A 25,492-nucleotide genomic window follows, 5' to 3' on the forward strand; every position below is an offset into this window, starting at 1 on the left:
CTTAGCCCTCCTTCTTCTTGCCCAGCAGGTCAGCGACCATGCTCCGGGCGTTGGTCATGCGCGCCTCGGGGGTGTCGTTCTTCTCGCCGTCTTCGCCCTCGGGCGTTTCGACTGCGGGGGCAGGAGCGGCAGGAACGCCCTCGGCGCCGGATTCCTCGCTGTCGTCCTTCAGATCGGTCAGAAACTTCTTGCCCTGCTTGGCGGCGTTCTTGGCCGCTGCCATCAGCAGGTCGGCAGCAGAGCAGGGCTTGTCGCCGTACTTGGCCTGCTGCACGTCCGTCGCGTCGAGCAGACCGGAGATCTCGTCGATCTCCTGCATACGCGCACGCTCGGCCTGGATCGCGGTGTTGACCGCCTCGGTGTGATCGACGGAAGCACGGGCGTCGGCCTCCACCTGGGCGATCTCGTCCGGGTACTTCGCCCGGAGCTCTTCCTTAGTCATGGAAATTCCTCCTTCATCGCCGGTGACTTCCGGCTTGTTTTTATCTGTCTCAACCGGGGCGGAGGCCTCGGGTGTGACTGTGGGAATGTTGTCCGGCGCGAACATGCCGGGGGCAAGGTGCATCTGCCGCCCGTTCACGAACAGGCTGCGCCCGTCCGCGCTGGCGGCGATGCTGGTCGGCTCCGCGTCCTCGATCAGTTCGTCCGCAAAGCCCTTGTCGATGGCCTCGCGGCCTGTCATATAGGTCGTGTCCGCCATCATGTGGGAGATCACCGTGGCCGACAGCCCGGTCTTGCGCGTGTAGACCTCCATCTGCATCTTGTCCCACGCCTCCTGCTGGGTAGCCTGTTCCCGCAGCTCGTCGGCGTTGTAGCCGCCCCACAGGAAGGTCCAGCATTTGTGGATCATGACGAGGCTGGAGGGATTGACCTTGACCGTATCGCAGGCGCACATGATAAGACTGCCGCCGCTCATGGCAACGCCGTCCACGATGCAGGTAAGCTTCGTGCCGTTCCGCGCCAGCTCCCGCAGGCGGTTGTGGATCATGTTGGACGCGCCGGCGTCGCCGCCGTAGCTGTTCATGCGGATAGTGATGGACGTGCAGCCGGAGATCTGCTTGAGATCCTCCAAAAACTCGGAGAGCAGGATGTACTGCCCCTCGACGGGCTCGCCCCACCAGTTCGTGGGCTGCTCCTCGTAGATGTCTCCATACATGGTGATCTCAGCATCACTGCCGTCCACCGTGGCCATCGTATAGACCTTTTTCGAGATGCTGACGGCGGGAGACTTTCGCCCAGCTCTCTTTGCCGGAATACTCATGCGCATTACCTCTTTTCTTTCCAGATATCGCTTGACGGAATGTAGGGACTGTTCAGCCACTCGCGGATTCCCTCGCGGCAGTTCTCGTTGCAGCGGCGCTCCATGTTCTTCGGGCAATAGGCGCAGTAGTCGCTTGCGTAGTTCCAGATGGCGAGCGCCATGCTCCGCACATTCAGGCTCTGCAGATGCTCGAAGTTAGTCTTCATCGCCGTCACCTTCTTTCGGCGATGCCGATACAACGGTGACCTTGTTGCCTCCTGCCTGTGTCAGCAGCTCGTTTTCACGCTGCAGCTGCTCCACGTTCTCCTCCCAGTCGCCGCCGCTCATTTCGCGGCTGACCTGCTCGTGGGTCTTGATGGCGTTGTCGATCAGCATGAGGGCGGCTTCTGCCTCCTTCTTGGGGTCAAGGCTGCCCTGCACGGGGCCGATCCAGCGCGCGCCGCACCATGCCTCCCGCACAAGGGGGTCTGTGAAGAAGCCGGGGGCGTTGATGCGCCCCAGAGCGACCGCTTCGGCCAGGAACATCTCATAGACCGGCTGGCAGAAGTCGTCCACAAACCACTTCCGGCGCATTTTGAATGCTTCCCACGCCTCCAGCAGCGCGCCTCGGCTTGCGGAATAGGAGCTGTTGAACTCCTTGATCAGCACATCGTAAGGCAGCTCCAAGGCAGCGCCGACCAGCTTGCACAGCGTCTTGACAAAGGTCTCGAAGCCAGCGGTGGGGATGTTCGGATTGCCGAAGTTGACCTTTTCCCCGGGGGCGAGGTGCGTCACCGTACCCGGTCCCATCTCGTACTCGTTGTCATCATCGGAGATGTTGTTCGCCATCGGTCCGCCGTCCGCGTTGACCTCGGCGGGGACGCCGGCAATATCTCCTGCGCCGACCTCGTTGAAGGGTGTATCGGAGGGGTCGGTCTCCGTTTCGATCCATGCAGTGAAGAAGCTCTGCACCAGCGCCGCCATCAGCTCGGACTCCGTATAGCGCCGAAGCTGGAGCAGCGGCTCGATGACCTGCGCCAGATAAGGAACGCCGCGGTACTGGTCCGGGCGCTCACTGTCCATGATGTGGAGAATGTTCGGCAGGCCGGTCTTGGCGCCGTAGGCCTCAACACGCTGCCACTTCTGCGGCTCGCTGGTGATCTGGTGCGGGTAGGTGTTGCTGATGTGATAGGCGACCACGCGGCCGTTGCCATCCACCTCCACGCCGTCGTAGACCTTGTGGCCTGCGCCGGGCTTTCCCTCGGGGATCTTGCCCTCCACGAAGCCGCCGATGGTGACACCGCCGCCATATTCGCTTGGCGTGCAGGTGCGGTCCGCCTCCACGATGTGTAGCCGCAGGGTATAGGGGTTTAGTGGTGTTGCCGGGTATCGCTTGACCAGCGCGAACACGTCGCCGCTGAGCAGCCACGACTTCAGGGCGAGCTGCTGCAAACTCTCAAAATTGTTCAGGCCCAGCGCGTCGCAGTTCTGCTTTTTCCCTGCCCACAGCCGGAATTCCATCTCCGCCGCGTGCTGCCACTTCTTCGCCGCCTCCGGGGAGATGCCCAGCACCTCGCGGTCCACGGACGCTTTGAGCGTCAGCCCCGTCCCGATGACCTTGGTGCGGTTGGTATTGATCGCCGCCGTAGCCACCGGCGCGGCCATGTAGAGCATTCGCGCCCTCTGCCGCAGGGTGGCGTTGTTGCGGTTGATGTCCTCATTGGGAGCGCCGCTGTCCGGAACAAATCCCTTGAGCGCCCGCCGCGTCAAGCTGGCCCCGGCTTCGCTGTACCCCTTCGCCTGCGGCGCGGCTGCGCGGCGGCGGTCTTTCTTGTTGCTCAATGCTTATCGCCTCCCGTTTTCGGAATAAAAAACAGGCCGCCCGGCGGCGAAAGGAGCAAACTCCGCCAGGCTGCCTGTGCAAAAAGCCCTTTCGGGCGCTTTGCCGGTATCATTTTCGTGACCTCACGAAAAAGGTCACCAGTCGCGTGGAACGATGCCGAAAGCCTTTCTCGGCTTGCGGCCGTTCAGCTCCGCGAGCAGTTCGTCGACCTTCTTCTCCGCGTCCTCGATCTCGTCCTTCAGATCAGGCAGGTCGAAGCGCGTCAGCTCGCGGTCGTCGATGACATAGCTTTTTACGCCGCCGTCCACAAGAGCCAGATATGCGGCGCGCAGCTTTGAGAGGGCGCTCTGCCAGAAGTCCAGCCGCGCCCGCAGTTCAACTTTATCCATATCGGACACCTCACCAATCGTCGTAGTATTTCTTTCCGCTTCTGCGCTTCGGCCTCTGCTTGGCGGCGGGAGGCGGCATGACAGGCGTTGCAACAGGGGCAGGAGCGCGTTCGCCGCCCGCCTCCTTTAGCCGCCTGTCTATCTCGTCCAGGTTCTTAGGAAGCGCCTTGAACGCCGCCAGCGCATAGTTGCGGCAGTCCAGCGCCTCGTTGCGCTCGTGGCCGGGGATCTTCTTCCACTGCCACGGCTGCTTTTTGTTGGGGTCGTAGACCTTGACCTCGGAGAGCAGCCCCGTGAAGTAGCCGGAGCCGTAGTCATCCCGCTTGGGGAAGTGACAATATTTCGCGCCCGGCGTCTGTACGCGCAGGTTGTCCATGATGACCTCCTTGCCGGAGTCAACACCGATCTGGTATTGCCAGCAGGTACCGACCGCCGTCTGCTTGATGATGATCTTCTGCTTTTTCGGCGGCGCGGTGTAGGGCTTATCGCTGCCGGGCATACCCTTGATGCAGAACACCTTTTTGCCCAGCCGCGCCCGGCACTGCATACGGACCTCCTGCGTGAAGTGTCCGCCCTCGTCCACAAAGGACATTGACATTTTCAGCCCCACGCCGTTCTCAAAGCGCAGAACGCGGTCAAATACCAGCTCGTCCAGCTGCACCCATACGGCATCGTCGTCGGGCCGTCCCATGATGATGCCTTTCTCAATGCCCCAGGTCTCACCAAAGTGGCCGTGGCCGACGATCTCATATTCCATGCGGTCGTCCTGGGTATCGACACCGGCCGTCAGAACAAGCACGCCCTCCGGCAGCTCAGCCGGGTATTCCTCCCGGCGCGCCATCAGACTGTCCTCGTCCTCCAGGTCTCCGCGATCCTCCCACAGCTCGCCGAAGCAGGTGTTGTAGACGACCTGCATCTTGCGGGTACTGCCGATGGCGTTCAGGTATTTCAGAATGATGGATTCCCAGCTCGCCCACTGGCTGACAAAGGCGTTCAGCCAGAACGAGCGCGTGCCCTGCTCATAGGCGGCGGGGTTGTCCGCCTCCCATCTTGCCGGGGCGCGCTTCATTTCCGCCTCGGTGGAGATGCAGCCGCAGCCGGGGCAGGCATAGCAGACGCTGCGGACCTTGTAGGTCTTTTTCCCCGCGACGATGATCTCGTCGTGCTCAAAGCGGATGTCCGCCCATTGGATCTCGTGATACTCGCCGCAATGAGGGCAGCGGGATTTCCACCGCTCCATCGTGCCGGTCGCGTAGGCGGCTTCGATGGCGCTGGCGTTTTTGACGGTGGGCGTGGACACCTCACCGCTTTTTGCGTTGTAGAATGTCGTCTGCCGCGCCATCGCCAGATCCCACGGGTCGCCCTCGTTACCGGCGGACAGCGCCCAGCGGTCGCGCTCGTCGCCCAGCACATAGCGGATAGGCTTTGACGCCAGAGCGTGGGCCTCGGTGGAGCCGCACATCGTGAGGATGCCTCCGGGGTAGGTCTTTTGCAGAATGGTATTGCCGCTGTCACGGCTCTTGGGGTCGCTGACCTTCTTTCGCAGCGTGGGGCAGTCGCGGATCATCGGCGCGATGCGGAGCTTGGAATACTCCTTTGCGTCAATGGTGGTAGGGTGGACAAACAGGATCGAGCCGGGGTCCTGATCGATCACATAGCCGATGCAGTTATTGAGAAATTCAGACTTGCCGACCTGGGACGCAGCCACCATGACGATGTGCCGTATCTTTGGGTCGGTCCATGCATTCATCGGCTCGCGGAGATAGGGGGTGCGCTCGGTGCGCCACGGTCCGGGCTCTGCGGAGCTCTCGGCCGACAGGCGGCGATTCTTCTCCGCCCATTCGGTCACGGTCAGGTCGTCCGGCGGCTTCATGCCGGCCAAGACTTTCCCGATGACGGCATTCAGCCTCTTTACCCGCTCGCGGGCCTCTTTCTCCTCTATGAGCCGGCGCGTTTCCTTATCCGTCATCGACATCACGCCCGCTGTCAGCTTCCCAGGCCCTCCGCTCCCGGACGCGCTCCTCGTATTTCTTTGGGTCATAGCGGTAATTGGAGAGCTCCCGCACGGCCTTGTTGACCTCGCGTCGGATAATCTCGGCGGCCTCCGCTGGGGAGTTCGCCGAGGCCACGTCCACGGCCAGGCGGCCGGGCAGGGCCATCATCGCCCCGCGAATGGCATAGATCAAGTCGGTAGTCATCGCGGCCACGTCCTCGCTCCGGTGCATTTTGCCTTTCAGCTCCTCAGCCTCCAGCTTGGCAATGGTGGCCTTGGACGCCTTCATCGTCGTCTCCGCCACGCGGCGGGTCTTTTCCAGCTTCTTATCCTCTTCGTCCATCGGGCCGTCAGACAGGAACTTAACATACCGCTGGACGGAATCGGCAAGGAGGAAGCGCCCCTTGCTGACCTTTTGCAGCTGACCGTCCTCCGCCATCTGGCGAATGCGCCGTCCTGTGATGCCCAGGACGCAGGCCAGCTCTGTCGTGCTTACCTCTGTTTCCCCGGTAATGACATCAATAGCTTCAGACATGGCGCTCCTCCTTCCTTGCGCAGTCCAGCCGGCTTGACTGTCTGCGTAAATTGTGATATGGTATTGATATCGTAGATTCCATATCGCCTGAGGGCGCAAGACCTGACTGTTGCAGCAGTCGGGTCTTTTTTTTATGTCCGAATGCGGGACTCACCAGAATTGCACTGGAGCACACAGGCTGGTACCAGCAGCTCTGTGCGAGGCCCTTATCCCGCGTGTGGTCTTATATTTCATAGGAGGCCTTTATCTGGACTTCCTCCACATTTCCGCAGAGAAAGACGGATAAAGCGATGGGGGATTGCGGCAGGTACCGCCACAGGTGCCGCGTTTGGCACCAAAAGCAATGCCAAAGCGGAACGGAAATGCCAAAATTTTGCCTTGGTAACTACGCTTTTTTCGGGGTCGGCGAGCCCGCGGCGTGTGGGGCGGGGGTCGTCACAGTACCTTTTGCCGTCGTCGCCTGTTGCAACGCATTTCCCCGCCCTCAGCGCGACGATGCCGAGAGGGGGGAGGGAGCAACACAGCCAGACGCAGATACGCCGCTCTCGTGCGATGTATGCGCCTGGCTGTGGTATTGTGTTATAACTTCGTCAGCAATTCCGCATGGCTATACCCCTTAACGCCCTTGGTCATCATGCCGAGGAAGTCATCACGCGAGAAATCAGAGAGCCGGAATACTTCTTCGGGTTTCATTCCGAGCTGTTTGCCGATCTCCTGAACGGACTTGCCCTCGTCCAGCAGCCGCTTTACGATGGCTTTCATCGGCTCAAGCAGATGTGTACCACGAGCGCGGTTGTGTGTGACGGTTCCGTAAATATCCTCGGTCGCGTCATCATGCCGCACGATCACCACCGGCACCTTGCCTTTGAGCATGGTGTGCAGCGGCTCCTCTCCGGCCACGGTCCAGCGGTGAAAGCCGTCGATGATGGTGTAGTCGGGACGCACAACGATGGGAAGCGTCCAGCCATTGGTCATGATCGATTGCACCAGCAGTTTCAGATTCTCACGGTTGACCTTGTTGGGGTTGTAGTCATTGGGCTTGAGCTGCTCCCGGTCTACCCATTGCAGGGAGGATAACGGGGCGAACAGATCCGCGTCAGCCATTTGCCTCACCTCCCTTCCGGAAGCGCTTGGCGTAATCAGCGTAGGCGCAGGATATGTCCTGATAGATGGCGCGCAGGGTGCGGAGCTTGGGATCTCCAGCAGTCAGACCGCCGTACATTTTCTTGTAGTCACGCGGCCGCGCCATTCCGTCCATCTGAATGAACATCTTGCGGTACTGCTTGGCGATCTTGCGCTTATGCTCCGTATTGAAGAAGTCTCCCGGGCGAACGAACAGCATCTCCTTCAGGAGCGCACGGTAGTCCTTGGTGTCCTCGCCCTCCAGCTCCCGGCGCTTCCTTGTGGTGCGGTGGAACATTTCGCTGTCCCAGTACAGCATGGCAAGGTAGGCGTTCGGCTCGCGCCGAAGGACGCGCTCCATGAGAGATGGGTCGTATTCGCCCAGGTGTACCAGCACTGGTACGGTATCAACAGAGAAGAACTGCGACACGCGCAGCTGATTCCGATTGACGCCGACCTGATACATCTGCAGGTAGACCTCGGGGACTTCGATGCGCTGATCTCGCAGGTACAGCCAGACGTCCGCCGTCTTCCAGTCGTAGATGGGATAGATGGTGTTCGTGCCAGTGATGCCCTTCGCGCCCATATTCAGTGCCGCCATGTATTGGAGCCGCTGAATGGACTCTGCCGCGCGGACGCCGGTGATCATGATGCCGTCCATCGTCACGCGGGGCAGGAAGGATTGATAGTTGTCGATCCTTGGCCGGAGCTGCGGGTGATTGCGGATGGCAAAGGGCGGCGGCTGCCGCACCCAGACATCGCGCTTGCGTCGATCCCAGCAGACGAAGGTTTCATCGCTGGACAGCTCATTGAGACAGCTGAAATGCTTGACCTCGATGCACCACCATTGAAACTTGGCGCCGGCAAGCAGGAACTTCTTTCGCCACGCCTTGGTCGTCGCTTCAATGGAATCGAAGATTGCCTCCTCGTCCACGAAAAGGACGGTCAATTGCGAGGGATTGATCTCTCCGGCCTGGATCAGCTTATAGGTCAGGTCGGCAAGAACGATACTGTCCTTGCCGCCGGAAAATGAGAGGTATACGGGGACGCCATTGGAAAATACATTCTTGATCCGCTGGCGCGCCGCAGTCACAACGTCGATGTCTGAGCTGATGCGCTTTACAGCCATATCCGCTCACCACATTTCGGGCAGAGGATAAACCTCTTGGCGGGCTCGGTGGAAGACGCCGCGCCGCTCTGCACGGGTGCGACTTCCTCAGCCTGCGCCGCAGCAGCTTCTTCCCGGGCGGCGTATTTCTCGCGCGTCTCGGTGATGGCCGCAGCCTGCTCCGGCTCAATGGTGCCGTACTCAAGCAGGGCGTCGCTGGCTTCGTCAGCCTCCATCACCATCGCACGGAGAAGATCCTCTTCGTAGCCGGGAATGTCCAGGTCGTCTTTCAGGTCGAGGATAAAAGCGTCCAGCGCAGCCAAATCGTCAACGCCCAGGTCAAAGACGCGGTTATCGGCCAGCATGAGCTTTTTCTTCTCTGCCTCAGTCAGCCCGGACACAACATAGCAGTCCGCTTCTGTGCGGCCGAGGGAGAGCAGCGTTTCGTATAAGCCGTTGCCGGCGAGAATAACGCCGTCCTCATCGACCACGATGGGGCGGATCTGACCGAACATTTCGACAGAGCGGCGGAACTCCTTCAGCTGCTTGTCGGTGTGCATTCGGACATTCCGATCCGGTCGCCGCAGCTCGGTCAGAGGCTTCTTTATGACCTTCATGCCTGCACCTCCTTCAAGAAGGCGCGAGCGCTGTCGATCTTTTCAGCTGCCGCAAGGACGATGCCGGGGTCGATATCGTAGACCTCGCGCCAGCCGTTCTCGATGCTGCCCGTCCATTGGCGGGCGGGCCACGGGTGAGTGCCGCACAGATATCCGTTCTTCCAGCCGTAGATCGGCGGAAGCGGGAGCTGATGGTAGTGAATATAGGCAAGGATGTGCTCATGCTTCCACGCAGCGAGCGGGCTGAATCGCGTAACACCTTTGCCATCGGTATAGATATTGCTGTTGCGACCGACATAATTGCCGTCCGCACGGCGGCGGCCGAGAATGATGACGTCCAGCTCGTGCGCCTTGAAGTATTCACGCTGCGCTCGGTGCTGCACGATAGAAAACCATCGTCCGGCCGCGGCGGAGTCCTTGGGGAAAAGCATCTCTTGATGCTTCACCAGCCAGTCGATATCCTGATGCGTGTTGATGACTTCGCAGCCTGCCGGCTTATGCTCCTCGATCCATGCGGCAAAGGCGGGGTATTCCAGGTCGCACACGCCGATCATGCTATCGGTGACGCCGGCCGCTTCACAGAGTTTGCCAAGGACAATGCTGTCCTTACCAGCGCTCCATGCGTAGGCAGCACACTTCCCAGCCGTCACGGCCTTGATGTCCGCCACGGTCGCGGCAGTAAGTTCGTCCAGCTCTGCGCGGGAAACGGCTTCTTCGATAGTTGCAACGGCTTCCAGCCATGCACTGTTGTCGATACTCTGCTTCCTCCCGAGGCTCATGCCTTCACCGCCTTTCTCGAGGCGATAACGGCGACAAGGCCGCTGGACAGGACGGTCGTCAGACTGCCTGCCGCTTTCACAGCCGGAATGCCGGCGAGATTGCCGTAGGCGAAGATCGGAAGCCCGACACACAGCGCGGTCAGCACACCGGCAAAAACGCCTTTGCCCGTTAGCTTCTTACCGAGCAGCGTCATGACCGTCGGCAGCAGCGTCGAAGCGCGGAGCGTTCCGTAGAACAGGAACAGGTATGTCACCGTCAGGCCGGGAATGTTGGCGATGGCGATAGCCACGATCAGCAGGCAAAGCATTGTGCGGCGCGAAGTCTGCACCGTGTCCTTCCCAATGCCGAGCCAGTCTGTCGTGAGCGACGCCGCCGCGCAAAGGTTGCTATCCACTGTGGAGAGCAGGCCGGAGATAATCATAAACAGGAACGGGACCAGCACCCATGTCGGAAGCAGCGAGGAAACGAATTCAAAGTTGACCATGCCGGTGTCGCTGGCCACAAAGCCGGAGCCTGCGGCGAGGAAGCCAACCGTTCCCATGCAGATCGGAACGAGCGCAAACAAAAGCGCACCGGCAAAAAACGATCTGCCGATGCGGTCGCGCCTGATTGCGAAAGCTCGCTGCCAGAAGCACTGATCCCCGAATGGGCCGGAGATCAGACCGACAGCCATCGGCAGACCGTAGCCCAGCAGGACCTCAATGCCCGTGGAGGAGGTGAGCGAAGTATATTCTCCGGAGACAGCACCGAGCCCTGCCCGTACCGTGTCAAAGCCGCCGGTCATGCGAAGGCTCAGAACGACCAGCAGAGCGCCACCCATGAGAATAATGCCCAGCTGGACGACATCGGTGATGATGGAGGCTTTCAGTCCGGAGAAGCGGGAGTAGGAATATGCGATAGCTGCCAGGGCGAGCGTCATGCTCCAGAATGGCAGCCCCGTAATGAGAGCCAGCGTCTTTCCCCCGGCGAGCAGCTGCACCGCCGTTGAAAGAACGGCCAGCGCGCCGAGCTGGAAGGAGTAGACGCCCTTGACCTTGCCGGAGTGATAGCGCTCCGCCATGTAGCCGGTCAAGGTGATGCCCTCCGGGTACTGCGCCCGGATCCTTTTTGCAAAGGGGATAAACAGGATCAGGCACAGCACATTCGGTACCGTAAACCAGAACATCCCCGGGATGCCGCGCGTATAGGCCATCTCCGAGGAAGTGAACAGTGAGGGAGCCCAAATCCAAGTGGCGGCGATGCTCATGGCGGCAATTACCGAGCCGATGCGCCGGTCCGCCACATGGAAGCCCTCTGCGTCGGTCGTCTTTCGGGTGAACATCAGCGTGACGCCGATCATCAGCACCGCATAGACGGCCAGAATGACAATTCCGAACATTTTGGAAATCTCCTTTTATGATGTCACCGCTGCCCTCTGCTGGCGAACATCGGACCCGGCGCATGACCGGCGCGCAAGGAGTAACGCGCAGGCCTCAACCTCCTTCCCAAACGAATGACGGCCACCCCGCGAGGGATGGCCGCCTGGCTTATGTAGGATTTTACGAGTCTAATCCTAATACATGGTGCGGGGAATATCAAGAAACGAGTTGCAACAGCGAAGAACAGCTTTTAACTACCGAGGTAGCGGTAACACACCATCTTTACCGAATCTTCCGAATTGCGGCCTCCTATGACCGCTGCAACCTCTTTCCATGCGAGCCCTCTCAGGAAGCGCAGCCGGAAGATCAGGCGCGTCTGGTCATCGTCGATGCCTTGAATGAACGGCATGATCTGCCCCTCGCTGGCCTTGACCTCTTCCTCCAGAAAGCCGACACGCGCATCCATATCCACGATCTCAGCTGCGAGGTCTCCGACCTTATCCTTTATGCCGGGAGTATGCGGCATACCTGTGAGGGCAGCCGCGCCGGGGCAAGCCGCGTCACGCAAGGACTGTAGCATCTCCCTTGCCCTTGCCAGTTTCTCTATCAGCTCAAAATGCTGATTCAATTCCGAAAGCGTCGTAATAGCTCACCCCAATCTGTTCTTACTTCCTCTTGCCACCCTGCTGGCTGACAGTCTCTCCAATCTGCATTTGCCGGTATGTTGGCTGCACTACCTCTACCGACACCACACGGGTATCTCCGTATCGCTCCAAATCCTGAGCAATCTGCTCCTTTATGCCAATGGCCTGTCCTGCCGGAACATTGACGTGAACGGTGATAATGAGCATCACCGCACCGTCTGATAGGCGCGAGCTTTCTTGTTATAGGCCAGGTCGACCGGCGCACCACAGGAAAGGCAGTTGTAGGTGATACTGTCCTCTTCGATGTTCGTTCGATACTTGAAGCTCTTCCCGCACTTACAGCGGATGTGCGCCGACGTGAGATCGTGCAGCGGCGTTTCTCCACCGCAGGCCGCACACCGATAAGACGAGATAGGCTGTTTGACACAAAAGCCTCGCAAATCTCCGCACTGTGCGCACCGAATAAGCAGAAATCCCTTGTATGTCTTCAGCGTGGTCTCCTCGGCTTCTGCTCTATCAGGGATATCCCAGGTCTCTTTCGGCCCGAACATAGTCTCCGCGCGGCTGGGCTTTGCACGAAGCAAAGTCGGCTCTGCCTTGTGTATCTCCGGCAGAGATGCCTTCGTTGCAGCCCCGCGCCACACAGGGCGGCAGTCTATGCCATTCCCGAGGCGGCAATGCCATCTGTTCGCGCCGCTGAATTCCTCTTTCTCTCCATGCTCGCAGTATTCGCAGTTGCCGTTCAGCCAAAGCAGAGCGGCAATATCGGTCGCGGCGGCGTTGATAGCCTCCTCCGCTCCCGCAAACTCCTGCACCAAGTCAAAAAGACGGCTGTAATCGTCGTACTGAATACGCCCGGTTTCGTTCAGCTCATTGACAAAATCGAGCAGGTTTTCAAATCGTTCCATAGAAACTCCTTTTCATTTCGGCACCACGCAACCGCAGGCCGTGCATTGTCCGTGAAAGTGTCCGTTGCTGCACGCCCAGGCGCTGGCCTTTTTTAGCGCCATGGGGCAAATTTCAAGCATGATAATCCTCCAGCACATAGCACCAGCTCTGGGGCGGGCGCTTAATGTCACCGCTCAATTTTTTGCAGCCTGTGCATTCCCATGTGTATTCTGCATGGCAAGAATCGCACGGGTCAGTTGCGCGCTGGAACTCGCCCAGATCGCGTGGCATATCATAAATGCGCAGGCCGGAGATGTGCCAGCCGTAAAGCGGTGTTCCGTGTCCATAATCCCATAGTGCCCCATTTTCAAGACAAGTCTGGAATACATAATCATCGTCAATGTCATAGATGCCATACGGATCGTTTGCTGGGGCAAGTCCATCTATGCGGTCGCAGGTAAATTCCCCGATGACTTTGCCATTACACCGACAAACGGTATTTGTGCGATAGTTGAGCTTGTCCAGTTCCCCGCAGGACACAGAAATGTAAGGGTGATCCATAGTGCAATAGATATAGCACTTGAACGGTGTTTGCAGCTTCGGTCGCGTTTTTCGTACCTCGATGGTTTTCTCACCATTGACGATCTTCTCGCACCACTTCGGGCGGATGCTAATAAGCACACTTTTATCCATTTGCGCCCTCCAGCATGAGCTGCCCTGTCGCATACGCCTGATAGAGCGTCCTGCCGTTTCCGTCGGTGAGATACGGGAAGAACACTTCATCGACGGCTACATCACAGGATTCCACAAGGGCAAGCTGCGCCAGCACCCAGTCGCGGATATTCCTCCATGCTGTCCTTTCAGCCTGTGCGCGGTCAGCTTTGATCTTCTGCGCCGCGAACACTCGCAATGTCCCATCCACGGCCGCAGGGAGCCGAAAGCCCCTCGTACCGGCTACGGTCTCGATGGCGAACGTGACCGCTGTCGGCTTGCCGGATTCATAGTCCACCATGATTTTTGTCGCGCCAGCGCGGGCAAGCGCGCCCTGAATCTCGCCGAGGCTCGTGTAGATGTCCACGCCGCTGGTATAATTCTTAATTGCCATTTTGCTTTACCTCTTGAAATTGCCCGCCGCCCGGCAGCTCCCCCAGTGGGGAGCGAAGCCGGTGCCGGTGGCCTTGTGAGGATCTTCCGTATACTCACAGGAAATGACCTCGCCGTTAGGCGTGACGATCTTTTTACTGCCGGAGCGGGGCTTTTCGATGTAATAGCGCGGGGTGGCGTCACACGGCATGGACTTCCCTCCGGGTGTTCTGATCCAGACGATAGCCGCGCCGCAGCCTTTGCAGGTAGATGCTCTCATTCGTCGGTCGCCTCCCCGAAAAGCTCATGTGTTCCGTCCTGGAGCGCCTTTTCATCGTCGGACATCTCGTAGCCCAGCTTGACGAGCAACGCATAGATGCGGTCTAACTTCTCGTTTTCCTCATGCTTCATGGTGTAGCTGTTCCAGTAGCTGCGGAAATAGCCCTCGGACTTTCCGTCACCCAGGCGCGCATAGATCATTCGCAGGAGCGTCTTTTCAGGTGTCTTGCCGATCGCGTCGGTCACGGCCTGGAGCGTAAATGCAGCATCGCCCTCGCCGTCCTCGTCATCTTCGGCAAGGGTCTCGGCGCCGGTAGCCTGCGCGATTTCCTCTTCAGTGAGCCAACCGGTATCGTCCCAGTATTCGGCGTAGGCCCACAGCGCCACGATGTCCGCAAGGCGCTTTTTGATGGCGGCTGCAGAAACGGTAGCCACGAAGTCGGCACGAAGCTCATAGGCGCGGGCGGTTGCTTCGGACAGCGCCTTTGCTGCGGCGTCCTTTCGCTCCTGCTTCAACTGCTCCTCGCGCTCTTTCGCTTCTTCCTCCGGGGTAAGGGTGGTAGGCTCATCCTTGACCATCAGCACAATATAGCCCCATGTTTCGACGAAGAAGAAATACTCAATGGTATCAGCATCCTCCGGGCGATCCACTTTGACTTCTCCATTGGTGTAGAAGCTATTGACTCTCTTATAGCCGGTCTTGTCGGTGATCTGCGTCGCAAAGGTACTCAGCTGCTCTACCCATAGGGCTTTGCGCGCCTCTGCAGCTTCATCATTGATGGCTTGTTTCAGCTTGTACTTGAAGTTCTCGGTGCCGATGTAATCAAGCATTTCATTCTTGCGCTCCGGGCTTTTCAGCTTGTCCAGCTCCATGTATTCGAACAGGCTGACGCCGCGTTCCTCGGACTTCTTGAATTTGTCCTTGTCCAGCTCCAGGAGCTTTACACGGCGCCGGACGGTGGTGGCGGAAAAGCCGGACTTTTCCGCGATGTCCTCGACGGTATCGCCCATGTCAAGCATCATCTGGAAGCCCTGCGCCTGCTCGTAGACCGTCAGATCGGACCGCTGCATATTCTCCGTGAGCATCGTACTCAGCTGCTCCCGCTCCGACATCTCGACCACGACGCAGGGAAGCTCCTCCAGACCAGCCAGCTTTGCGGCCGCAAGACGGCGGTGGCCGATGATGACGCGGTAGCTTTCTCCGTCCCACTTCTTTGTGATTTCCCCGATCAGCGGAACAACGGTGAGGTTTTGGAGTACGCCGTTGACCTTGATGCTCTCGGCCAGCTCGGTCACATCGCCCAAATCTTTGCGGGGGTTATCAGGGTGCTGCCACAGCTTTTTAACCGGAATGTACTTGATTTCTGCCATAAAATGCTCCTTTCTTATGCCGAGCTTTGCCCCTCGGCTGGGACAGTTTATTATTTTCGGCTCATGCCGTTCACGCGGCACCAGTGCCGCTGGGCCTGCTTCTTCCTCGCGGTGCGGCAGGCCGCGCAGAAACGGTTTTCCTTGCGCTCGTAGAAGGTGCCTCCGCACCGTGCGCAATACTGAGGCTGAATACGCCGGAATGCTGTGCAGCTGTCGCAATCCGTACACCCTGCGGAGCATCCGCCAATGTCGTCCCAATTCATGCACATAAACCGCTGCCAGTAAGGATCATAGCCGAGATCGTTCATGCGCTTACGAAGGACCGTTGCCAGCGCGGATAGGTCGCGCCTGACCTGATGGCGGGTGCGGGAGATATAGAAGCCATGACGGACGTCCATTTCCGGCGCACCGTGTCCCCACGAGCCATCACCGAGCATTTCCCGCACCTTGTCGGCGTTCTCGGTCAGATAATCGTTGTAGACCTTGGATCGGACGCACTTTTCGGAACGGCCGACCGCCTTGCCTATGGCAGCGCAGCTGTCGCCGTGGCGGATGCCGTCTGCCAGTATTTCAAAATCCTCGCTGGTCCATGTGCCACGCTTGCCGGTCAGCTCCATCGAAACGGGGCGATCCTTGATGCCGAGGTCACGGCAACGGCGCGCGATCGCACCGTGAGAACGATGCATCATCTCGGAAATTTCCGCCCATGAGTACCTGTGCTTACTGAGCAGCATCTTCAGCCGAGAGTCCTCGTCCTCTCCCCACGGGTCTTTCCTCTGAATGGCGTATGCCTCAAAGTCTTTCTTGCGCTGCTCGGCTACCCAGCCCGGCTCCTCACCGAGCGCCAACGGCTCCATCTTGGAAAAGTCGATGAAGCTGCGGTATCGCTCGGCCCACTCCCAGAACTCCTCAATGTAGACCACACGAAAGCTGCAGCGGTTGACCTTTTTTGTGTGGACGGGCAAGCCGCGATTTTCGACCCAGCTTTTCATCTTGTAGCCGTAGGAGCTGCTTCCTCCGTTCACCGCCAGCAGGAGTTGATTTAGAGTGACATACTCGCCGACCATCAATACCGCGCCTAAACCCAGACGCTGAGCTTTGACCTTGACGGCGTTTGTAGTACGATTGAGTTTCTTTGCGATGGCCGGAACAGAAATCTGCCCCCACTTTTCCATCAAATAATCTTCTTCCTCGGGCTTCCATGTCCGGCTCCCGAGAGGCGGCGGCTGCCGCATTCCGTTCCCTCCCATCAAAATAGAGTGAGCTGGCCGGTTTTCGTTTCCGCCAGCGGTTGAGATTGTTCCGGCGGCGCGGCAGGCGCCGGCGGCTCTGCCGGTACCTGCTCTGCCGCGTTCCGAAACAGGATATCCATTTGCGCCCCGATACGGCGGTAGTGCCAGACATCGCGGAAGTACATCGGCGTGTACCAGACCTGCGGGCCGTCCTTTGGCAGCAGTCCGCGGGCGTCGTAGCTGGTGGACGGCCGCAGGAGCGAGTCGTCAATGACAACATAGCCGGGGCAGCCGAGCAAGCTCAGTTGGATGTAACACATACAACCGGCGAGGAAATCTATGTCCTGCGCCACGAACAACACTGAGGTCTGATAGTTGATATGCTGTCTCCGGCACTCATTGGCAAATGCAACCAGCAGCGCACCGGCTCCGCAGGCGGGGTCGTTCACAGATATCCAGCCCTGCTTTTCTATCCGCGCCGTCATATCAGGCGCATAGGTCATCGCGGACATCGCCCTGCAGACACTGTACGGAGTGAAGAACTGTCCTTTCCATTCGTTTCCGAGGCCGAGCGCCATAAAAAGCTCACCGAGGAAGTCCTGCTCGGGATCGCGCTCCAATTCGGCTACGACCTCAAGCAACATATCTGCAAAGACTTCCAGCTCCTTAGCGGAATACTTCTCTGCGCGGCTGCGGTACATTTCTTCCCTGGCCTTGGCCTGCGGGCCTCCCATCGTGTTGGCGATTGCGATGGCCGACATGATGATGAAGTCCTGCCAGATGTCCCAGCGGGAATACTTCCCACTCAGCCCTTCTATGAAGCGGACGATATTCTTCTGACTTTCCCCTCTGACGTGCCGCAGGGCGTTTCCCATGACTTAGCCCTCCTTGTTCGCTGCTTTCAGTTCTGCGGCTTCGCGCAGCTGCGGAGCGACTGACTTAACGGCGGCTTGATACCCGGCGTCATACCCGCGTTTCCACACGCGGCTGAGGTAGGCCGCAAGCGTCGCCTTGTCCATGTGCTTGATTGTCTTGTAATCCTCGCGGCGCATCTGACCGGCAAGCTGCAGATCGTGCGCGGTATGCTTATTGGCATTTACGGTCGGCATCAATCTTCACCGCCTTCCGTGTCGTCAGGCTCGTCGGTAGGGAGGACCTCGCGGCCATCGGAGCCGTTATACGGACCGACGACACCCAGCTCCTCCAGTGCGTCAATCAGGCGCGCAGCCTTTGCGTGGCCAACGCTCATACGGCGTTGCAACAGCCCCACAGTCGCTTTATTCTCTGCCCGAACAATGGAAATGGCCTGCTGAATGTCGGGGTCGTCCAGGTCAACCTCGGGGCCATCCTCGCCCTGCATATCCCCCTCGTCCTCCGGCTCCTCGTCGGTATCGCCAGCCTCGTCCTCGTCAATGACCGGCATGAGGCCGCTGCGCAATGCGTTCTTTTCCAGCACATCGCGGAAAAAATACTGCTGCCAGTAGGTAATCATCTTCACCAGAATGGACTCGATCTTGGTGCGGAGCGTCTTGCTGATGGTAAAGGTGCCGCCCGTTACCTTCGTGTCCAGACCGCCGTCCTCGAAGATCCAGGACATGGAGGCGTCGGGGCTGCGGTAGCCGACCTCCTCGACGTTCTCCAGCATGGAAATCTGTGCGTCCATGCCCTGTACGGGCTTGATGGTAAAGATGATGGGGTATCTGTCTTTTTCAAAGCGATAGACGAGATCGTGCTCATCGCACAGGCCCTGCATCTTCTTCTTTTGGGCTTCATACATGGAAATTTCGCTCATGGTGGTAACTCCTTTCAATTCAGTTGAGCAGGAGCAGCGTGCCATTCCACGCCGTCTGCACTTGATATTTCTCCAAGTCGGCCTCCGTCACATACTTGCGGCCGAAGTGGTCTTTCATGGTCTTCCAGATGTCCCAGGGGACGCAATAGACCATGCCGGAACTAAAACCGGCGATGACAAAGCAGCGAGCGCCGAGCGCCTGATGCCTGTCCATATAGTCCTGCTGGCTCTGGAGGACGCGGCTCTGCTCCATTCGGTCGGCGGCGGTGAATTTTGCCTCGAACATGACCGTCCTGCCGCCCTTGATAGTGCCTTTATAGTCCGGCTGTGCCTGCTTTTCGTAGTAGGCGATGAACTTGCCATTGCCGAGATTTTTCGTGGGGTGCATCGGCTCCGGCGTCTTTTCGATGATCGCAAAGCCTTTCTGCGCGTAGTAGGCAAAGGAATCGTCGATGCGGCTTTCAAACTGCTTGCCGCGGGCTTTTGCGATCTTGCCGAGCAGCTGGCGCTTCGGGTCTTTCTTCTCAGTCATGAGAGATACCCTCCCAGCCATAGCCCACCGGCGAACATTCCCAGCCCGATGCAACCTTGCCGGAGTATCTGGCTCATGGGGATAAGGTCGCAATCGCTGGCGCCGGCAGTTCCGAGGACCAGGAGGAAGCCGAGCGCGGCGATGATGCCGCAGGCTTGCCGAAATCTCTTTCGCGTCATGCTCGTTACCTCCAGATGTATTCGCGGCAGAAGATGTGATCTCCGATCTGCCCCCATACGCGGTCGTTCTCTCCATTGCGGGAGAAGAAAACCACGTCGGCGTCAAGGATCGTATCTCCATACAGAGCGCCGTTGATGGCGTCATACTGCGCTTGCGTCGGCGTCGCGGTGCTGACCGCGTAGATGGTGGAGAACTGCGGAACATTGCCCCCCTCTCCTTGGTGCAGCACATCGTGTACTGTGCCCGGGAAAGCGGAGTGCAGCACGCGGTTGAAAACGACTTCGACAACGGCCTGCTGCCCCTCGGCGCTCTGATTGCCGGCTTCGAGGAATACGACCGCAGCCAGTTCTGCCAGCTCCTCGTCAGTCATTTCGATGTTGACATACCGAGCTGCACGGGCGGGACGATCTTCGGCCCTGGTAACTTGCTCATCCTCGGTCATTTCTACTTCTAAAAGTCGGACAGGTGCTGTCGTTGCTGGGTTTTCTAACTTGCCGGTCATTTGTGCTGACGCTGCGGTTTCCTCGCTGACACTGATGCGGAGAGCCACGATGCAGGCTAAAACTGCGAGCAGGCAGATAAGCGGCGCCGGCGAAGCCCTCCTTTTTCTTCTTCGTTTCATGTTTTCCCTCCTATCTGCTTCATGCCCGGCCCGACCGCTTTGCGCGGTCCGCTGTTGAGCGCGCTTGTCTGCCGGATGATCGTTTCATATGCGGACTTGAAACCGTCGTAGTTGTAATACTCGTATGTCTTTACGGTGCCGTCGCCAAAGGTGCGCTCTCCTGTTGCAATCAACCGAGAGGGGCCACCCATAGCCTCAATGACGCGCCTGATATCCGTTCCCTCCGACAATCTTGCCACAGCCTCCTCCGGCGTTTTCCCAAGGGCCATATCGAGCTTGAGGTAATTCCACGCCTGGTCAATCCGCGCCCTCACTTCGGCCTGCACCTTTTCGGCTTTTTCCTTGAATTCTGCGATAGTCGGCGGGAATTTACACTCGCGCACCAACTTTACAACAGCCTGCTGCCCCGTCCAGAAGTCGATCTCCGGCAAGCAGGTCACCCACAGATTGATGGTAGGGCCGAGCTTTGCGATGCCGCCCTTGAAAACCTCTGCATTCGGATAGGCAAGGAGCATCACGGCGAATATCTCGCTCATTTCCTTGTGCGTCATAGGCTTTCCTCGCTGGCGTACATCTGGTGGAGCTGCTGCAGGTCGTCCATAGCGCTCCCGCTGGTGCTCGGTCGGTTGCCGTTGCCGGCACGGATGCCCCAGCGTTCACGGCTGCACTTCCGAATGACAAGATTCCAGTCGCGCCACTTGTTCTTGTTGCCGTGCATTTGAGCGGACTCGTCTATGTAGTCGATGCAGCGCGTCAACTCTTCTTCGCCGAGGTCGTCGATCAGCCGGGCGTATTCCTCTTCGGTGAGCCGCACCCATCCATGCGCGCCGTGCTTATGGCGGGGGACCTCGGGGCGGTCATCTTCTGCAGCGTTATACTGCGCCGTTACGGTAGAGCGTTCGTTGTAGCGCGCTGCCAGGTACTCGCGGAAACGATCGTTCTTGACCTTGCGAATCTCGCTCAGTAGCGGCTTATTGAGCTTTTCGGACGCCGACCAGTTGTATCGACACCAGTTGAGGATCAGCAGCTCCTTGGTCTGCGCGCTATACCGAATGACATTGTGCGCGCTATCCAGGCGTTTCAGCAGGCGCTCCACGGAATCGTTGTTGTACCCTGTCTCGTTGGCAATTTGCTTGATGCTGACCTCGTAACAGCCGCAGAGATTGGTGTGCGGATTGGTCATGCAGTAGAGATAGATGTACCGATCCTCGGGCGTAAAGTCATCGACGACCTTGCTGTCCGTCCAAAAGTCCATGCTGATATTCCGATAGCTCGCCATAGTGTTCACCTCCTTCGGTGGGCTGTCGCCCGGTTCCCCGGGCGACCGTTTCAGAATGGCAGCTCTCCATCATCCTCGCCGACTTCGCTAAAGTCGCCGTAGTCAGAGGCGGGATATCCACCGGGAGCAGCGCCGCCATAAGAGCCGCCCGGCGCACCGTAGCCCTGACTCTGCTGAGGATATCCGCCCTGCGGCGCGTAACCGCCCTGCTGATAGCCGCCTCCGTCACCGTCGCGTTTGGAATCCCCAAAGTAAACATTGTCGGCTACAATCTCGGCGGATCGGCGCTTGTTGCCGTTGTTGTCCTGCCAGTCGCGGATCTGCAGTCGCCCCTCGACGATCGCCATGCGTCCCTTGCTGAAATATTTGCAGACGAATTCAGCAGTCTGGCGCCAGGCAACGATGTCGATGAAATCCGTTTCCTTTTCCCCGGACTGGCTTTTGAAATCGCGGTCGCAGGCGACGGAGAAGCTGGTCACAGAAAGGCCGGACTGCGTACGCCGCAATTCTGGGTCGCGGGTCAATCGACCCATGACGATGATCTTATTCAGCATCGGCCGTATCCTCTGACTCGTCAGCGTTTCGCAGCACCAACATCTTCATGCGGTACAGCGCACTGCGCGCCTGCTGAATGGCATCGAGAACTCTTTCGACATTGTAGCTGTTCTCACCCTTGATGGTCGCTTCCAGCACATCGCGCTCAGTTTCAGCGCGGATCAGCTCCTCGTAGCGATCCTGCGGAACGAGGACAAAGCCGGGGTCAAGCATCAGATCAGCGACCAGCTCAGCGGGGGTCTTTTTGGTATCTTCCATAACGGTCTCCTTTCGTTTCTTTCTCAATGATTTCGATAGCCTTGCGGCACTGGCCGACATCAAACATTCCGATGTGGGTCTTCTCCACAGGCAAGCCCATCTTCTGGGCAAGCCACGCATAGGCCGCGTTGCGATGACCGCGAAAGCGGCCATACTTCCACAGAGGGTCAAATGCGGCGTGTGCAGCCTTTTTCCAATTCCGCAGTTCCGCATTGGCGAGGCGGCCGAGGGGCTTGTCCGTCCCCTTATGCACACCGACGTATGCCATGCAGTTCCGGCAGAGATAGATTTTGCCGTAGCTCTTGCCGTAGATGACCTTGCTGTCGACATACTCAGTCTCTCGACCGCAGTAGTCGCAATAAACTTTCCTCACGGATGCCATGCCTCCTTGTATCTGGCGATCTGCTCTGGGGTGTCGGTTTCGATGCCGACCTCCTGGCACTCGGAAATGATGCCGTCCAAAAAAACACTCATTTCCTTGGTGGAATACTCGCTGGTGCCTTTGATCGCCCGGTAATGAATGAACTTCTTCCCCTCGACATAACCGACGCCGGTTTCTGCGTAGTGCCGCGCCACCAGTGCAGGCGGTACGCCCTCCCGTAGGGAAAACAGTACCTTGCACTCGTTCCCGGCCTCGTCGGTGTATGTCTCGCCGGTGCCGTAGCGCCGGAGCATTTCCTCGTAAACAGAGTCCTTGTCCGACTTCACCGCGACGGCCAGTTTCTCAATCAGCGACCATGCGTAGTTGTTCGCGTTGAGGCTTCGGGGGATGACGCGCCTTTTGATGGAAAATGTGATCTCCTGATCGCCGAGCGCATCCCACAGCTTCTTGCAGCTCTCGCGGGTTGTGATAGTCAGGACGCTTTCGCCGGTGCGAGAGAACGACCAGTCTTTCAGCCTGCCGTTCATAATGCAGCCCACTTCTCCTGATAGACCTGCATCAGATCCACCGCCCGGAGCCAGTCGAAGAAGTCGGAAATGACAGGGAAGATGCTGGGAGCGTCCTCACGGAAGTATGTTTCCGGCCATACATCGCGCCCGTTGCTGGCGATGTAGGTAAACTGCCGCGCTTCAGGGATCAACTCAAAGTAGGTGGGGTGCTGGGTACTGCCGAAATATTTTCCAGCGTCATAGCTCTTGGTGAACTTGACGTCGATGATTTCCCCGGCTTTCAAGCAGTCCAGACGGCCGTACAGCAGCAGGCTCACGCCGCCGACTTCGACAACTTTCTTGGCCTTGTACTGGAGGATGCCCCCGGCGCACCGTCGAGCGACCTTTTCGGCAGCGGCATACCACTGATTGTTTGGATCGCCGCGGCCGTTGATAATGCTCGTCACCAAATCTTCAAAGTCGATGCCGTTCTGCATGGCCTCGGTGGTAGGCGTCGGCTCCCGGCGCAGCGTCAGCATAAACTCCGCCATCGGGTCGCGCTCCGTTGTCATATCCTCATAGGGGTTGCCTTTCATGGTGTAGAGCCAGGACGACAGCAGCGAATGGGTCATCAGGTAGCGTCCCATTTACTCAGCTCCCTTCTCCTCTCCGGGCGCTGCCGGCGCGGGCGTGTACTTTTTCAGCACCTTATCGTAGAACAGGCCGCACTCCTTAACCTTCTTGTTCCAGAGGACGCCCAGCTCCTTGTTGGAGGTCAGCGCGTGCTTAATGGCCTGATATTTCGGCATGGCGGCGTTGGCGGTGTCGGCATCGACAATGCCGGCGATGATGGCCGTGCCCTCAACCATCGCGGCCTCGTATGCCGCCTGATCAACAGCGTTCTGCTCGACCTCGGCAGTGGCCTTGGCGTTGTACTCGGCGAACAGCTTCGTCAGGAAGTCGTTAGGGCTGGTCGGGCCGAGTGCGGGGATCTTGCGAATGCCGGAGATGCCGCGCGTCCCCTTGGCGAAATACCTCTCGCAGTTGGAGAAGCCGATGGTGCGGTCATTGCCGTAAATCTCCACGAAGCCGCCCAAGTCCATAGGCTCCCAGACATTGTTTTTTGTCTGCCCCTCGACCTTGATGCGGAGGCGGGTGTTGTCGCCGTCCTTTTCCTCGGTGGCGTGGAACACAATGACGATGTTCTTCTGCAGCTCATAGAAGCAGTAGTCCATCAGCCGGACGAACTCCTTACCGACGAAGCCATAGCCCTTGAGAGAGAGGCTGCCGTCGCGCTGGCCATACTTCGGGTCTTTCTTGATAGCCCACAGGGACATGAGGGAAATGAGCTTGCCGCCGGTATCAAAGACGAGGGTATCGAAGTCCTGAAGATTGATGGGGGTGAGGTCGCCAAGGATCTCGTCGTAGCTCTGCGGCTGGATGTACGGCTTGCGGTAGCGCGGCTCGATGCGGTCGATGCCGAAATCGACGTCAATGTGCAGGGGATTGGGGGCGGACAGTGCCAGAGTGGATTTTCCGATGCCGGGATAACCGGCGATCAGCATGCGGATTTTCTTTGCGCCCTCCTGGATGTCGTTCGGGTTTCTAATCATGGTGATAGCTCCTTTCAGTTGGTAGCGGCTTCGCGCCGCAGAGTGATGATTTCGTGGCACCGGAAACCGAAATTGCTTTCCCGGTACATTCCGGTCAGCTTGAACTTCTCCTCGTCATAGATGCTGGAGCAATTCACTAAGCCCTCGGTCTTATCGGGGTGATAGGCGCGGAACGCGGCACAGGCCGCGTGAGCGTCCGGTGCTTCGACCTCAGTCCAGCCACCGAAAAACGGCTGGCCGTCCGTGCCGTAGGTAAAATAGAACTTTGCCATTATCGCGCCTCGCTTTCCCACTTGATGCCGCCGCCGCTCAGACTGACGGCCATTGCGCCGAGGAATTTGACGTCGTCCTCGTCCAGCCCGATAAAGTCTCTCTCGCCAGGCGTGGTGAAGCCTTCTTTGAGAATCACGATGTTTCCGACAATGGGATTTCCGTGGCGCACGGTATCGTAGAGAATGCAGCCGAACAAATTGAGCGGCAGACCGTGCAGCAGTCCTTCCTCGTTGACGACCATGCAGAACGGATCGGGCAGGCCCTTCGGGTGTACGACCTCGATCCATCCGCCGACAGCCTTTCCGATGGTCTCATAGGCAGGCTCGCCGAACTCCCTGACCTGCATCTTGTTTTCGGTAGTGATAACCAGTCCTTTCATCAATACTCCTTTCCGGGGAAGCACTCCGGCTCCTCCCATGCGTCGGACTGCTTGATGCAGATATCGCAGCCGACGATATTCAAATCTTTGTCTCTGAAAATTTCCTCGCACTCTTCACCACAGACGGGGCAAATCGGGAAGGTCGGCTCCTTGCCGTCCGGGTAGCCGGTGCGCTCCATGTTTTGGATAACGGGGTGGTCTGGCAGATCGTAGTTCATTCGGGTTCACCTGCCTCTGCGATGTAGCGGCGGACGGTGGCGGTCAGCCAGTCCTGTGTGGTGGCGTAGCCCTCAGCTTCTATCAGCCGTTGCAACGCCTCGTAGTCGGCGGTTTCGAGCCTTGCCGAGATACGACAGGTCAGCCGGTGCGCGTCCTTTTTGACCGCTTTGCGGCCCTCTGCCAGCTCCGGCGCGAAGTGCGCGTAGAGCGCCGCCATCGCGTCCGGCCGCAGGCTCACGCCGTAGGCGTCTCCGTTCTCGCACTTGCTTTGAACGGTCTTGTCGTACTTTGGGTAGATGGCTTGTACCACCGCGACCATATCCTTGGCCGGTATCTGCTTGGAAAGCCGGAGCTCTCTCAGCTCTTCAGCCACGGTCGCACCTCCTTTGTTCTTGACGCGGCTCGACCCGGCTGGTAAACTGTGTACGGGTATCCATT

37 protein-coding genes are annotated in these 25,492 nt (G+C 58.6%); all 37 read right to left on the reverse strand.

Features of this window, described 5'->3' with window-relative positions:
- Nucleotide 1: 1 nt before the first annotated feature.
- Complete coding sequence (locus tag DW088_RS00360) at nucleotides 2-1,261, reverse strand: head maturation protease, ClpP-related (RefSeq protein ID WP_243029710.1); 1,260 nt, start codon at nucleotides 1,259-1,261, stop codon at nucleotides 2-4.
- Nucleotides 1,262-1,266: 5 nt separating this feature from the next.
- On the reverse strand, nucleotides 1,267-1,467 hold the full coding sequence (locus tag DW088_RS00365; RefSeq protein WP_118358600.1) for a hypothetical protein: 201 nt from the start codon (nucleotides 1,465-1,467) through the stop codon (nucleotides 1,267-1,269).
- On the reverse strand, nucleotides 1,457-3,082 hold the full coding sequence (locus tag DW088_RS00370) for a phage portal protein (RefSeq protein WP_118358602.1): 1,626 nt from the start codon (nucleotides 3,080-3,082) through the stop codon (nucleotides 1,457-1,459). The genes DW088_RS00365 and DW088_RS00370 overlap by 11 nt, the downstream gene beginning before the upstream one ends.
- A gap of 135 nt (nucleotides 3,083-3,217) precedes the next feature.
- On the reverse strand, nucleotides 3,218-3,472 hold the full coding sequence (locus DW088_RS00375; RefSeq protein WP_118358604.1) for a hypothetical protein: 255 nt from the start codon (nucleotides 3,470-3,472) through the stop codon (nucleotides 3,218-3,220).
- Nucleotides 3,473-3,482: 10 nt separating this feature from the next.
- Nucleotides 3,483-5,441 carry a phage terminase large subunit family protein gene (locus tag DW088_RS00380; protein WP_199720388.1) on the reverse strand — a complete coding sequence of 653 codons (1,959 nt, stop codon included), beginning with the start codon at nucleotides 5,439-5,441 and terminating at the stop codon, nucleotides 3,483-3,485.
- Nucleotides 5,431-6,000 carry a hypothetical protein gene (locus DW088_RS00385; protein WP_118358606.1) on the reverse strand — a complete coding sequence of 190 codons (570 nt, stop codon included), beginning with the start codon at nucleotides 5,998-6,000 and terminating at the stop codon, nucleotides 5,431-5,433. The genes DW088_RS00380 and DW088_RS00385 overlap by 11 nt, the downstream gene beginning before the upstream one ends.
- A gap of 579 nt (nucleotides 6,001-6,579) precedes the next feature.
- Nucleotides 6,580-7,104, reverse strand: coding sequence for an IbrB-like domain-containing protein (locus tag DW088_RS00390; protein ID WP_055270154.1), 525 nt, complete (start codon nucleotides 7,102-7,104; stop codon nucleotides 6,580-6,582).
- Nucleotides 7,097-8,251, reverse strand: a complete 1,155-nt coding sequence (locus tag DW088_RS00395) for a phosphoadenosine phosphosulfate reductase domain-containing protein (RefSeq protein ID WP_055270156.1) — start codon at nucleotides 8,249-8,251, stop codon at nucleotides 7,097-7,099. The genes DW088_RS00390 and DW088_RS00395 overlap by 8 nt, the downstream gene beginning before the upstream one ends.
- Nucleotides 8,242-8,847: a ParB/Srx family N-terminal domain-containing protein gene (locus tag DW088_RS00400; RefSeq protein WP_118358608.1), complete on the reverse strand. Its 606-nt coding sequence runs from the start codon at nucleotides 8,845-8,847 to the stop codon at nucleotides 8,242-8,244. Before DW088_RS00400 ends, DW088_RS00395 begins: the two co-directional genes overlap by 10 nt.
- Nucleotides 8,844-9,626, reverse strand: a complete 783-nt coding sequence (locus DW088_RS00405; protein ID WP_118358610.1) for a phosphoadenosine phosphosulfate reductase domain-containing protein — start codon at nucleotides 9,624-9,626, stop codon at nucleotides 8,844-8,846. Before DW088_RS00405 ends, DW088_RS00400 begins: the two co-directional genes overlap by 4 nt.
- Entirely contained in the window at nucleotides 9,623-11,005 is a 1,383-nt protein-coding gene (locus DW088_RS00410) for a sodium:solute symporter family protein (RefSeq protein ID WP_118358612.1), read from the reverse strand. Before DW088_RS00410 ends, DW088_RS00405 begins: the two co-directional genes overlap by 4 nt.
- Nucleotides 11,006-11,235: 230 nt before the next feature.
- On the reverse strand, nucleotides 11,236-11,565 hold the full coding sequence (locus DW088_RS00415; protein WP_147356518.1) for a hypothetical protein: 330 nt from the start codon (nucleotides 11,563-11,565) through the stop codon (nucleotides 11,236-11,238).
- 85 nt (nucleotides 11,566-11,650) lie between these two features.
- A complete protein-coding gene (locus DW088_RS00420) occupies nucleotides 11,651-11,839 on the reverse strand; it encodes a hypothetical protein (protein ID WP_147356519.1) in 189 nt (62 codons plus the stop codon).
- Nucleotides 11,836-12,537 (reverse strand): hypothetical protein, encoded by a 702-nt coding sequence (locus tag DW088_RS00425; protein ID WP_118358616.1) that lies wholly within the window; start codon nucleotides 12,535-12,537, stop codon nucleotides 11,836-11,838. Before DW088_RS00425 ends, DW088_RS00420 begins: the two co-directional genes overlap by 4 nt.
- Before the next feature lie 112 nt (nucleotides 12,538-12,649).
- Nucleotides 12,650-13,210 (reverse strand): hypothetical protein, encoded by a 561-nt coding sequence (locus DW088_RS00430; protein WP_118358618.1) that lies wholly within the window; start codon nucleotides 13,208-13,210, stop codon nucleotides 12,650-12,652.
- Nucleotides 13,203-13,622 (reverse strand): hypothetical protein, encoded by a 420-nt coding sequence (locus tag DW088_RS00435; protein ID WP_118358620.1) that lies wholly within the window; start codon nucleotides 13,620-13,622, stop codon nucleotides 13,203-13,205. Before DW088_RS00435 ends, DW088_RS00430 begins: the two co-directional genes overlap by 8 nt.
- Before the next feature lie 6 nt (nucleotides 13,623-13,628).
- A complete protein-coding gene (locus DW088_RS00440; protein ID WP_118358622.1) occupies nucleotides 13,629-13,880 on the reverse strand; it encodes a hypothetical protein in 252 nt (83 codons plus the stop codon).
- Nucleotides 13,877-15,250, reverse strand: coding sequence for a ParB/RepB/Spo0J family partition protein (locus tag DW088_RS00445; protein ID WP_118358624.1), 1,374 nt, complete (start codon nucleotides 15,248-15,250; stop codon nucleotides 13,877-13,879). Before DW088_RS00445 ends, DW088_RS00440 begins: the two co-directional genes overlap by 4 nt.
- 50 nt (nucleotides 15,251-15,300) lie before the next feature.
- Nucleotides 15,301-16,485: a hypothetical protein gene (locus DW088_RS00450; protein ID WP_118358626.1), complete on the reverse strand. Its 1,185-nt coding sequence runs from the start codon at nucleotides 16,483-16,485 to the stop codon at nucleotides 15,301-15,303.
- A 14-nt stretch (nucleotides 16,486-16,499) separates the two neighbouring features.
- Nucleotides 16,500-17,357 (reverse strand): N-6 DNA methylase, encoded by an 858-nt coding sequence (locus tag DW088_RS00455; protein WP_118358628.1) that lies wholly within the window; start codon nucleotides 17,355-17,357, stop codon nucleotides 16,500-16,502.
- Between the two features lie 3 nt (nucleotides 17,358-17,360).
- Nucleotides 17,361-17,591 (reverse strand): hypothetical protein, encoded by a 231-nt coding sequence (locus DW088_RS00460; protein ID WP_118358630.1) that lies wholly within the window; start codon nucleotides 17,589-17,591, stop codon nucleotides 17,361-17,363.
- Entirely contained in the window at nucleotides 17,591-18,274 is a 684-nt protein-coding gene (locus DW088_RS16510; RefSeq protein WP_279217323.1) for a DNA translocase FtsK, read from the reverse strand. Before DW088_RS16510 ends, DW088_RS00460 begins: the two co-directional genes overlap by 1 nt.
- Before the next feature lie 19 nt (nucleotides 18,275-18,293).
- The gene (locus DW088_RS00470) at nucleotides 18,294-18,806 is read right to left on the reverse strand and encodes a Holliday junction resolvase RecU (RefSeq protein ID WP_118358634.1); all 513 of its coding nucleotides are present in this window, start codon (nucleotides 18,804-18,806) and stop codon (nucleotides 18,294-18,296) included.
- Nucleotides 18,803-18,985, reverse strand: coding sequence for a hypothetical protein (locus DW088_RS00475; RefSeq protein ID WP_118358636.1), 183 nt, complete (start codon nucleotides 18,983-18,985; stop codon nucleotides 18,803-18,805). Before DW088_RS00475 ends, DW088_RS00470 begins: the two co-directional genes overlap by 4 nt.
- A 5-nt stretch (nucleotides 18,986-18,990) precedes the next feature.
- On the reverse strand, nucleotides 18,991-19,608 hold the full coding sequence (locus DW088_RS00480) for a cell wall hydrolase (protein WP_118358638.1): 618 nt from the start codon (nucleotides 19,606-19,608) through the stop codon (nucleotides 18,991-18,993).
- Nucleotides 19,605-20,159, reverse strand: a complete 555-nt coding sequence (locus DW088_RS00485) for a replicative helicase loader/inhibitor (RefSeq protein ID WP_118358640.1) — start codon at nucleotides 20,157-20,159, stop codon at nucleotides 19,605-19,607. The genes DW088_RS00480 and DW088_RS00485 overlap by 4 nt, the downstream gene beginning before the upstream one ends.
- Nucleotides 20,156-20,887: a hypothetical protein gene (locus DW088_RS00490; protein WP_118358642.1), complete on the reverse strand. Its 732-nt coding sequence runs from the start codon at nucleotides 20,885-20,887 to the stop codon at nucleotides 20,156-20,158. Before DW088_RS00490 ends, DW088_RS00485 begins: the two co-directional genes overlap by 4 nt.
- Nucleotides 20,888-20,937: 50 nt before the next feature.
- Nucleotides 20,938-21,441 (reverse strand): single-stranded DNA-binding protein, encoded by a 504-nt coding sequence (locus DW088_RS00495; protein WP_118358644.1) that lies wholly within the window; start codon nucleotides 21,439-21,441, stop codon nucleotides 20,938-20,940.
- On the reverse strand, nucleotides 21,431-21,700 hold the full coding sequence (locus DW088_RS00500) for a hypothetical protein (protein WP_118358646.1): 270 nt from the start codon (nucleotides 21,698-21,700) through the stop codon (nucleotides 21,431-21,433). The genes DW088_RS00495 and DW088_RS00500 overlap by 11 nt, the downstream gene beginning before the upstream one ends.
- On the reverse strand, nucleotides 21,672-22,073 hold the full coding sequence (locus tag DW088_RS00505; protein ID WP_118359636.1) for a DUF3268 family zinc-finger domain-containing protein: 402 nt from the start codon (nucleotides 22,071-22,073) through the stop codon (nucleotides 21,672-21,674). The genes DW088_RS00500 and DW088_RS00505 overlap by 29 nt, the downstream gene beginning before the upstream one ends.
- Nucleotides 22,070-22,609 carry a hypothetical protein gene (locus DW088_RS00510; RefSeq protein ID WP_118358648.1) on the reverse strand — a complete coding sequence of 180 codons (540 nt, stop codon included), beginning with the start codon at nucleotides 22,607-22,609 and terminating at the stop codon, nucleotides 22,070-22,072. The genes DW088_RS00505 and DW088_RS00510 overlap by 4 nt, the downstream gene beginning before the upstream one ends.
- Nucleotides 22,606-23,217: a hypothetical protein gene (locus DW088_RS00515; protein ID WP_118358650.1), complete on the reverse strand. Its 612-nt coding sequence runs from the start codon at nucleotides 23,215-23,217 to the stop codon at nucleotides 22,606-22,608. Before DW088_RS00515 ends, DW088_RS00510 begins: the two co-directional genes overlap by 4 nt.
- Complete coding sequence (locus DW088_RS00520) at nucleotides 23,218-24,183, reverse strand: ATP-binding protein (protein ID WP_118358652.1); 966 nt, start codon at nucleotides 24,181-24,183, stop codon at nucleotides 23,218-23,220.
- Nucleotides 24,184-24,197: 14 nt separating this feature from the next.
- Nucleotides 24,198-24,455 carry a hypothetical protein gene (locus tag DW088_RS00525; RefSeq protein ID WP_118358654.1) on the reverse strand — a complete coding sequence of 86 codons (258 nt, stop codon included), beginning with the start codon at nucleotides 24,453-24,455 and terminating at the stop codon, nucleotides 24,198-24,200.
- The gene (locus DW088_RS00530) at nucleotides 24,455-24,835 is read right to left on the reverse strand and encodes a DUF3846 domain-containing protein (protein ID WP_158574561.1); all 381 of its coding nucleotides are present in this window, start codon (nucleotides 24,833-24,835) and stop codon (nucleotides 24,455-24,457) included. Before DW088_RS00530 ends, DW088_RS00525 begins: the two co-directional genes overlap by 1 nt.
- Nucleotides 24,835-25,053, reverse strand: coding sequence for a hypothetical protein (locus tag DW088_RS00535; RefSeq protein ID WP_118358658.1), 219 nt, complete (start codon nucleotides 25,051-25,053; stop codon nucleotides 24,835-24,837). The genes DW088_RS00530 and DW088_RS00535 overlap by 1 nt, the downstream gene beginning before the upstream one ends.
- On the reverse strand, nucleotides 25,050-25,427 hold the full coding sequence (locus DW088_RS00540; RefSeq protein ID WP_118358660.1) for a hypothetical protein: 378 nt from the start codon (nucleotides 25,425-25,427) through the stop codon (nucleotides 25,050-25,052). The genes DW088_RS00535 and DW088_RS00540 overlap by 4 nt, the downstream gene beginning before the upstream one ends.
- Nucleotides 25,428-25,492: the final 65 nt, after the last annotated feature.

It is taken from the genome of Butyricicoccus sp. AM05-1 (assembly GCF_003474415.1).
Lineage (GTDB): Bacteria > Bacillota > Clostridia > Oscillospirales > Butyricicoccaceae > Agathobaculum > Agathobaculum butyriciproducens.

What these genes read in the sequence shown, in the direction of transcription:
- DW088_RS00390 (WP_055270154.1), bottom strand. Translation starts at nt 7,104, where the DNA reads ATGGCTGACGCGGATCTGTTCGCCCCGTTATCCTCCCTGCAATGGGTA.
- DW088_RS00380 (WP_199720388.1), bottom strand. Translation starts at nt 5,441, where the DNA reads ATGACGGATAAGGAAACGCGCCGGCTCATAGAGGAGAAAGAGGCCCGC.
- DW088_RS00500 (WP_118358646.1), bottom strand. Translation starts at nt 21,700, where the DNA reads ATGGAAGATACCAAAAAGACCCCCGCTGAGCTGGTCGCTGATCTGATG.
- DW088_RS00375 (WP_118358604.1), bottom strand. Translation starts at nt 3,472, where the DNA reads ATGGATAAAGTTGAACTGCGGGCGCGGCTGGACTTCTGGCAGAGCGCC.
- DW088_RS00470 (WP_118358634.1), bottom strand. Translation starts at nt 18,806, where the DNA reads ATGACTGAGAAGAAAGACCCGAAGCGCCAGCTGCTCGGCAAGATCGCA.
- DW088_RS00365 (WP_118358600.1), bottom strand. Translation starts at nt 1,467, where the DNA reads ATGAAGACTAACTTCGAGCATCTGCAGAGCCTGAATGTGCGGAGCATG.
- DW088_RS00415 (WP_147356518.1), bottom strand. Translation starts at nt 11,565, where the DNA reads ATGCTACAGTCCTTGCGTGACGCGGCTTGCCCCGGCGCGGCTGCCCTC.
- DW088_RS00495 (WP_118358644.1), bottom strand. Translation starts at nt 21,441, where the DNA reads ATGCTGAATAAGATCATCGTCATGGGTCGATTGACCCGCGACCCAGAA.
- DW088_RS00525 (WP_118358654.1), bottom strand. Translation starts at nt 24,455, where the DNA reads ATGGCAAAGTTCTATTTTACCTACGGCACGGACGGCCAGCCGTTTTTC.
- DW088_RS00520 (WP_118358652.1), bottom strand. Translation starts at nt 24,183, where the DNA reads ATGATTAGAAACCCGAACGACATCCAGGAGGGCGCAAAGAAAATCCGC.
- DW088_RS00360 (WP_243029710.1), bottom strand. Translation starts at nt 1,261, where the DNA reads ATGAGTATTCCGGCAAAGAGAGCTGGGCGAAAGTCTCCCGCCGTCAGC.
- DW088_RS00510 (WP_118358648.1), bottom strand. Translation starts at nt 22,609, where the DNA reads ATGAACGGCAGGCTGAAAGACTGGTCGTTCTCTCGCACCGGCGAAAGC.
- DW088_RS00485 (WP_118358640.1), bottom strand. Translation starts at nt 20,159, where the DNA reads ATGACGCACAAGGAAATGAGCGAGATATTCGCCGTGATGCTCCTTGCC.
- DW088_RS00400 (WP_118358608.1), bottom strand. Translation starts at nt 8,847, where the DNA reads ATGAAGGTCATAAAGAAGCCTCTGACCGAGCTGCGGCGACCGGATCGG.
- DW088_RS00480 (WP_118358638.1), bottom strand. Translation starts at nt 19,608, where the DNA reads ATGAAACGAAGAAGAAAAAGGAGGGCTTCGCCGGCGCCGCTTATCTGC.
- DW088_RS00440 (WP_118358622.1), bottom strand. Translation starts at nt 13,880, where the DNA reads ATGAGAGCATCTACCTGCAAAGGCTGCGGCGCGGCTATCGTCTGGATC.
- DW088_RS00435 (WP_118358620.1), bottom strand. Translation starts at nt 13,622, where the DNA reads ATGGCAATTAAGAATTATACCAGCGGCGTGGACATCTACACGAGCCTC.
- DW088_RS00460 (WP_118358630.1), bottom strand. Translation starts at nt 17,591, where the DNA reads ATGCCGACCGTAAATGCCAATAAGCATACCGCGCACGATCTGCAGCTT.
- DW088_RS00455 (WP_118358628.1), bottom strand. Translation starts at nt 17,357, where the DNA reads ATGGGAAACGCCCTGCGGCACGTCAGAGGGGAAAGTCAGAAGAATATC.
- DW088_RS00515 (WP_118358650.1), bottom strand. Translation starts at nt 23,217, where the DNA reads ATGGGACGCTACCTGATGACCCATTCGCTGCTGTCGTCCTGGCTCTAC.
- DW088_RS16510 (WP_279217323.1), bottom strand. Translation starts at nt 18,274, where the DNA reads ATGAGCGAAATTTCCATGTATGAAGCCCAAAAGAAGAAGATGCAGGGC.
- DW088_RS00395 (WP_055270156.1), bottom strand. Translation starts at nt 8,251, where the DNA reads ATGGCTGTAAAGCGCATCAGCTCAGACATCGACGTTGTGACTGCGGCG.
- DW088_RS00410 (WP_118358612.1), bottom strand. Translation starts at nt 11,005, where the DNA reads ATGTTCGGAATTGTCATTCTGGCCGTCTATGCGGTGCTGATGATCGGC.
- DW088_RS00425 (WP_118358616.1), bottom strand. Translation starts at nt 12,537, where the DNA reads ATGGAACGATTTGAAAACCTGCTCGATTTTGTCAATGAGCTGAACGAA.
- DW088_RS00405 (WP_118358610.1), bottom strand. Translation starts at nt 9,626, where the DNA reads ATGAGCCTCGGGAGGAAGCAGAGTATCGACAACAGTGCATGGCTGGAA.
- DW088_RS00430 (WP_118358618.1), bottom strand. Translation starts at nt 13,210, where the DNA reads ATGGATAAAAGTGTGCTTATTAGCATCCGCCCGAAGTGGTGCGAGAAG.
- DW088_RS00475 (WP_118358636.1), bottom strand. Translation starts at nt 18,985, where the DNA reads ATGACGCGAAAGAGATTTCGGCAAGCCTGCGGCATCATCGCCGCGCTC.
- DW088_RS00385 (WP_118358606.1), bottom strand. Translation starts at nt 6,000, where the DNA reads ATGTCTGAAGCTATTGATGTCATTACCGGGGAAACAGAGGTAAGCACG.
- DW088_RS00535 (WP_118358658.1), bottom strand. Translation starts at nt 25,053, where the DNA reads ATGAACTACGATCTGCCAGACCACCCCGTTATCCAAAACATGGAGCGC.
- DW088_RS00445 (WP_118358624.1), bottom strand. Translation starts at nt 15,250, where the DNA reads ATGGCAGAAATCAAGTACATTCCGGTTAAAAAGCTGTGGCAGCACCCT.
- DW088_RS00450 (WP_118358626.1), bottom strand. Translation starts at nt 16,485, where the DNA reads ATGCGGCAGCCGCCGCCTCTCGGGAGCCGGACATGGAAGCCCGAGGAA.
- DW088_RS00490 (WP_118358642.1), bottom strand. Translation starts at nt 20,887, where the DNA reads ATGGCGAGCTATCGGAATATCAGCATGGACTTTTGGACGGACAGCAAG.
- DW088_RS00530 (WP_158574561.1), bottom strand. Translation starts at nt 24,835, where the DNA reads ATGAAAGGACTGGTTATCACTACCGAAAACAAGATGCAGGTCAGGGAG.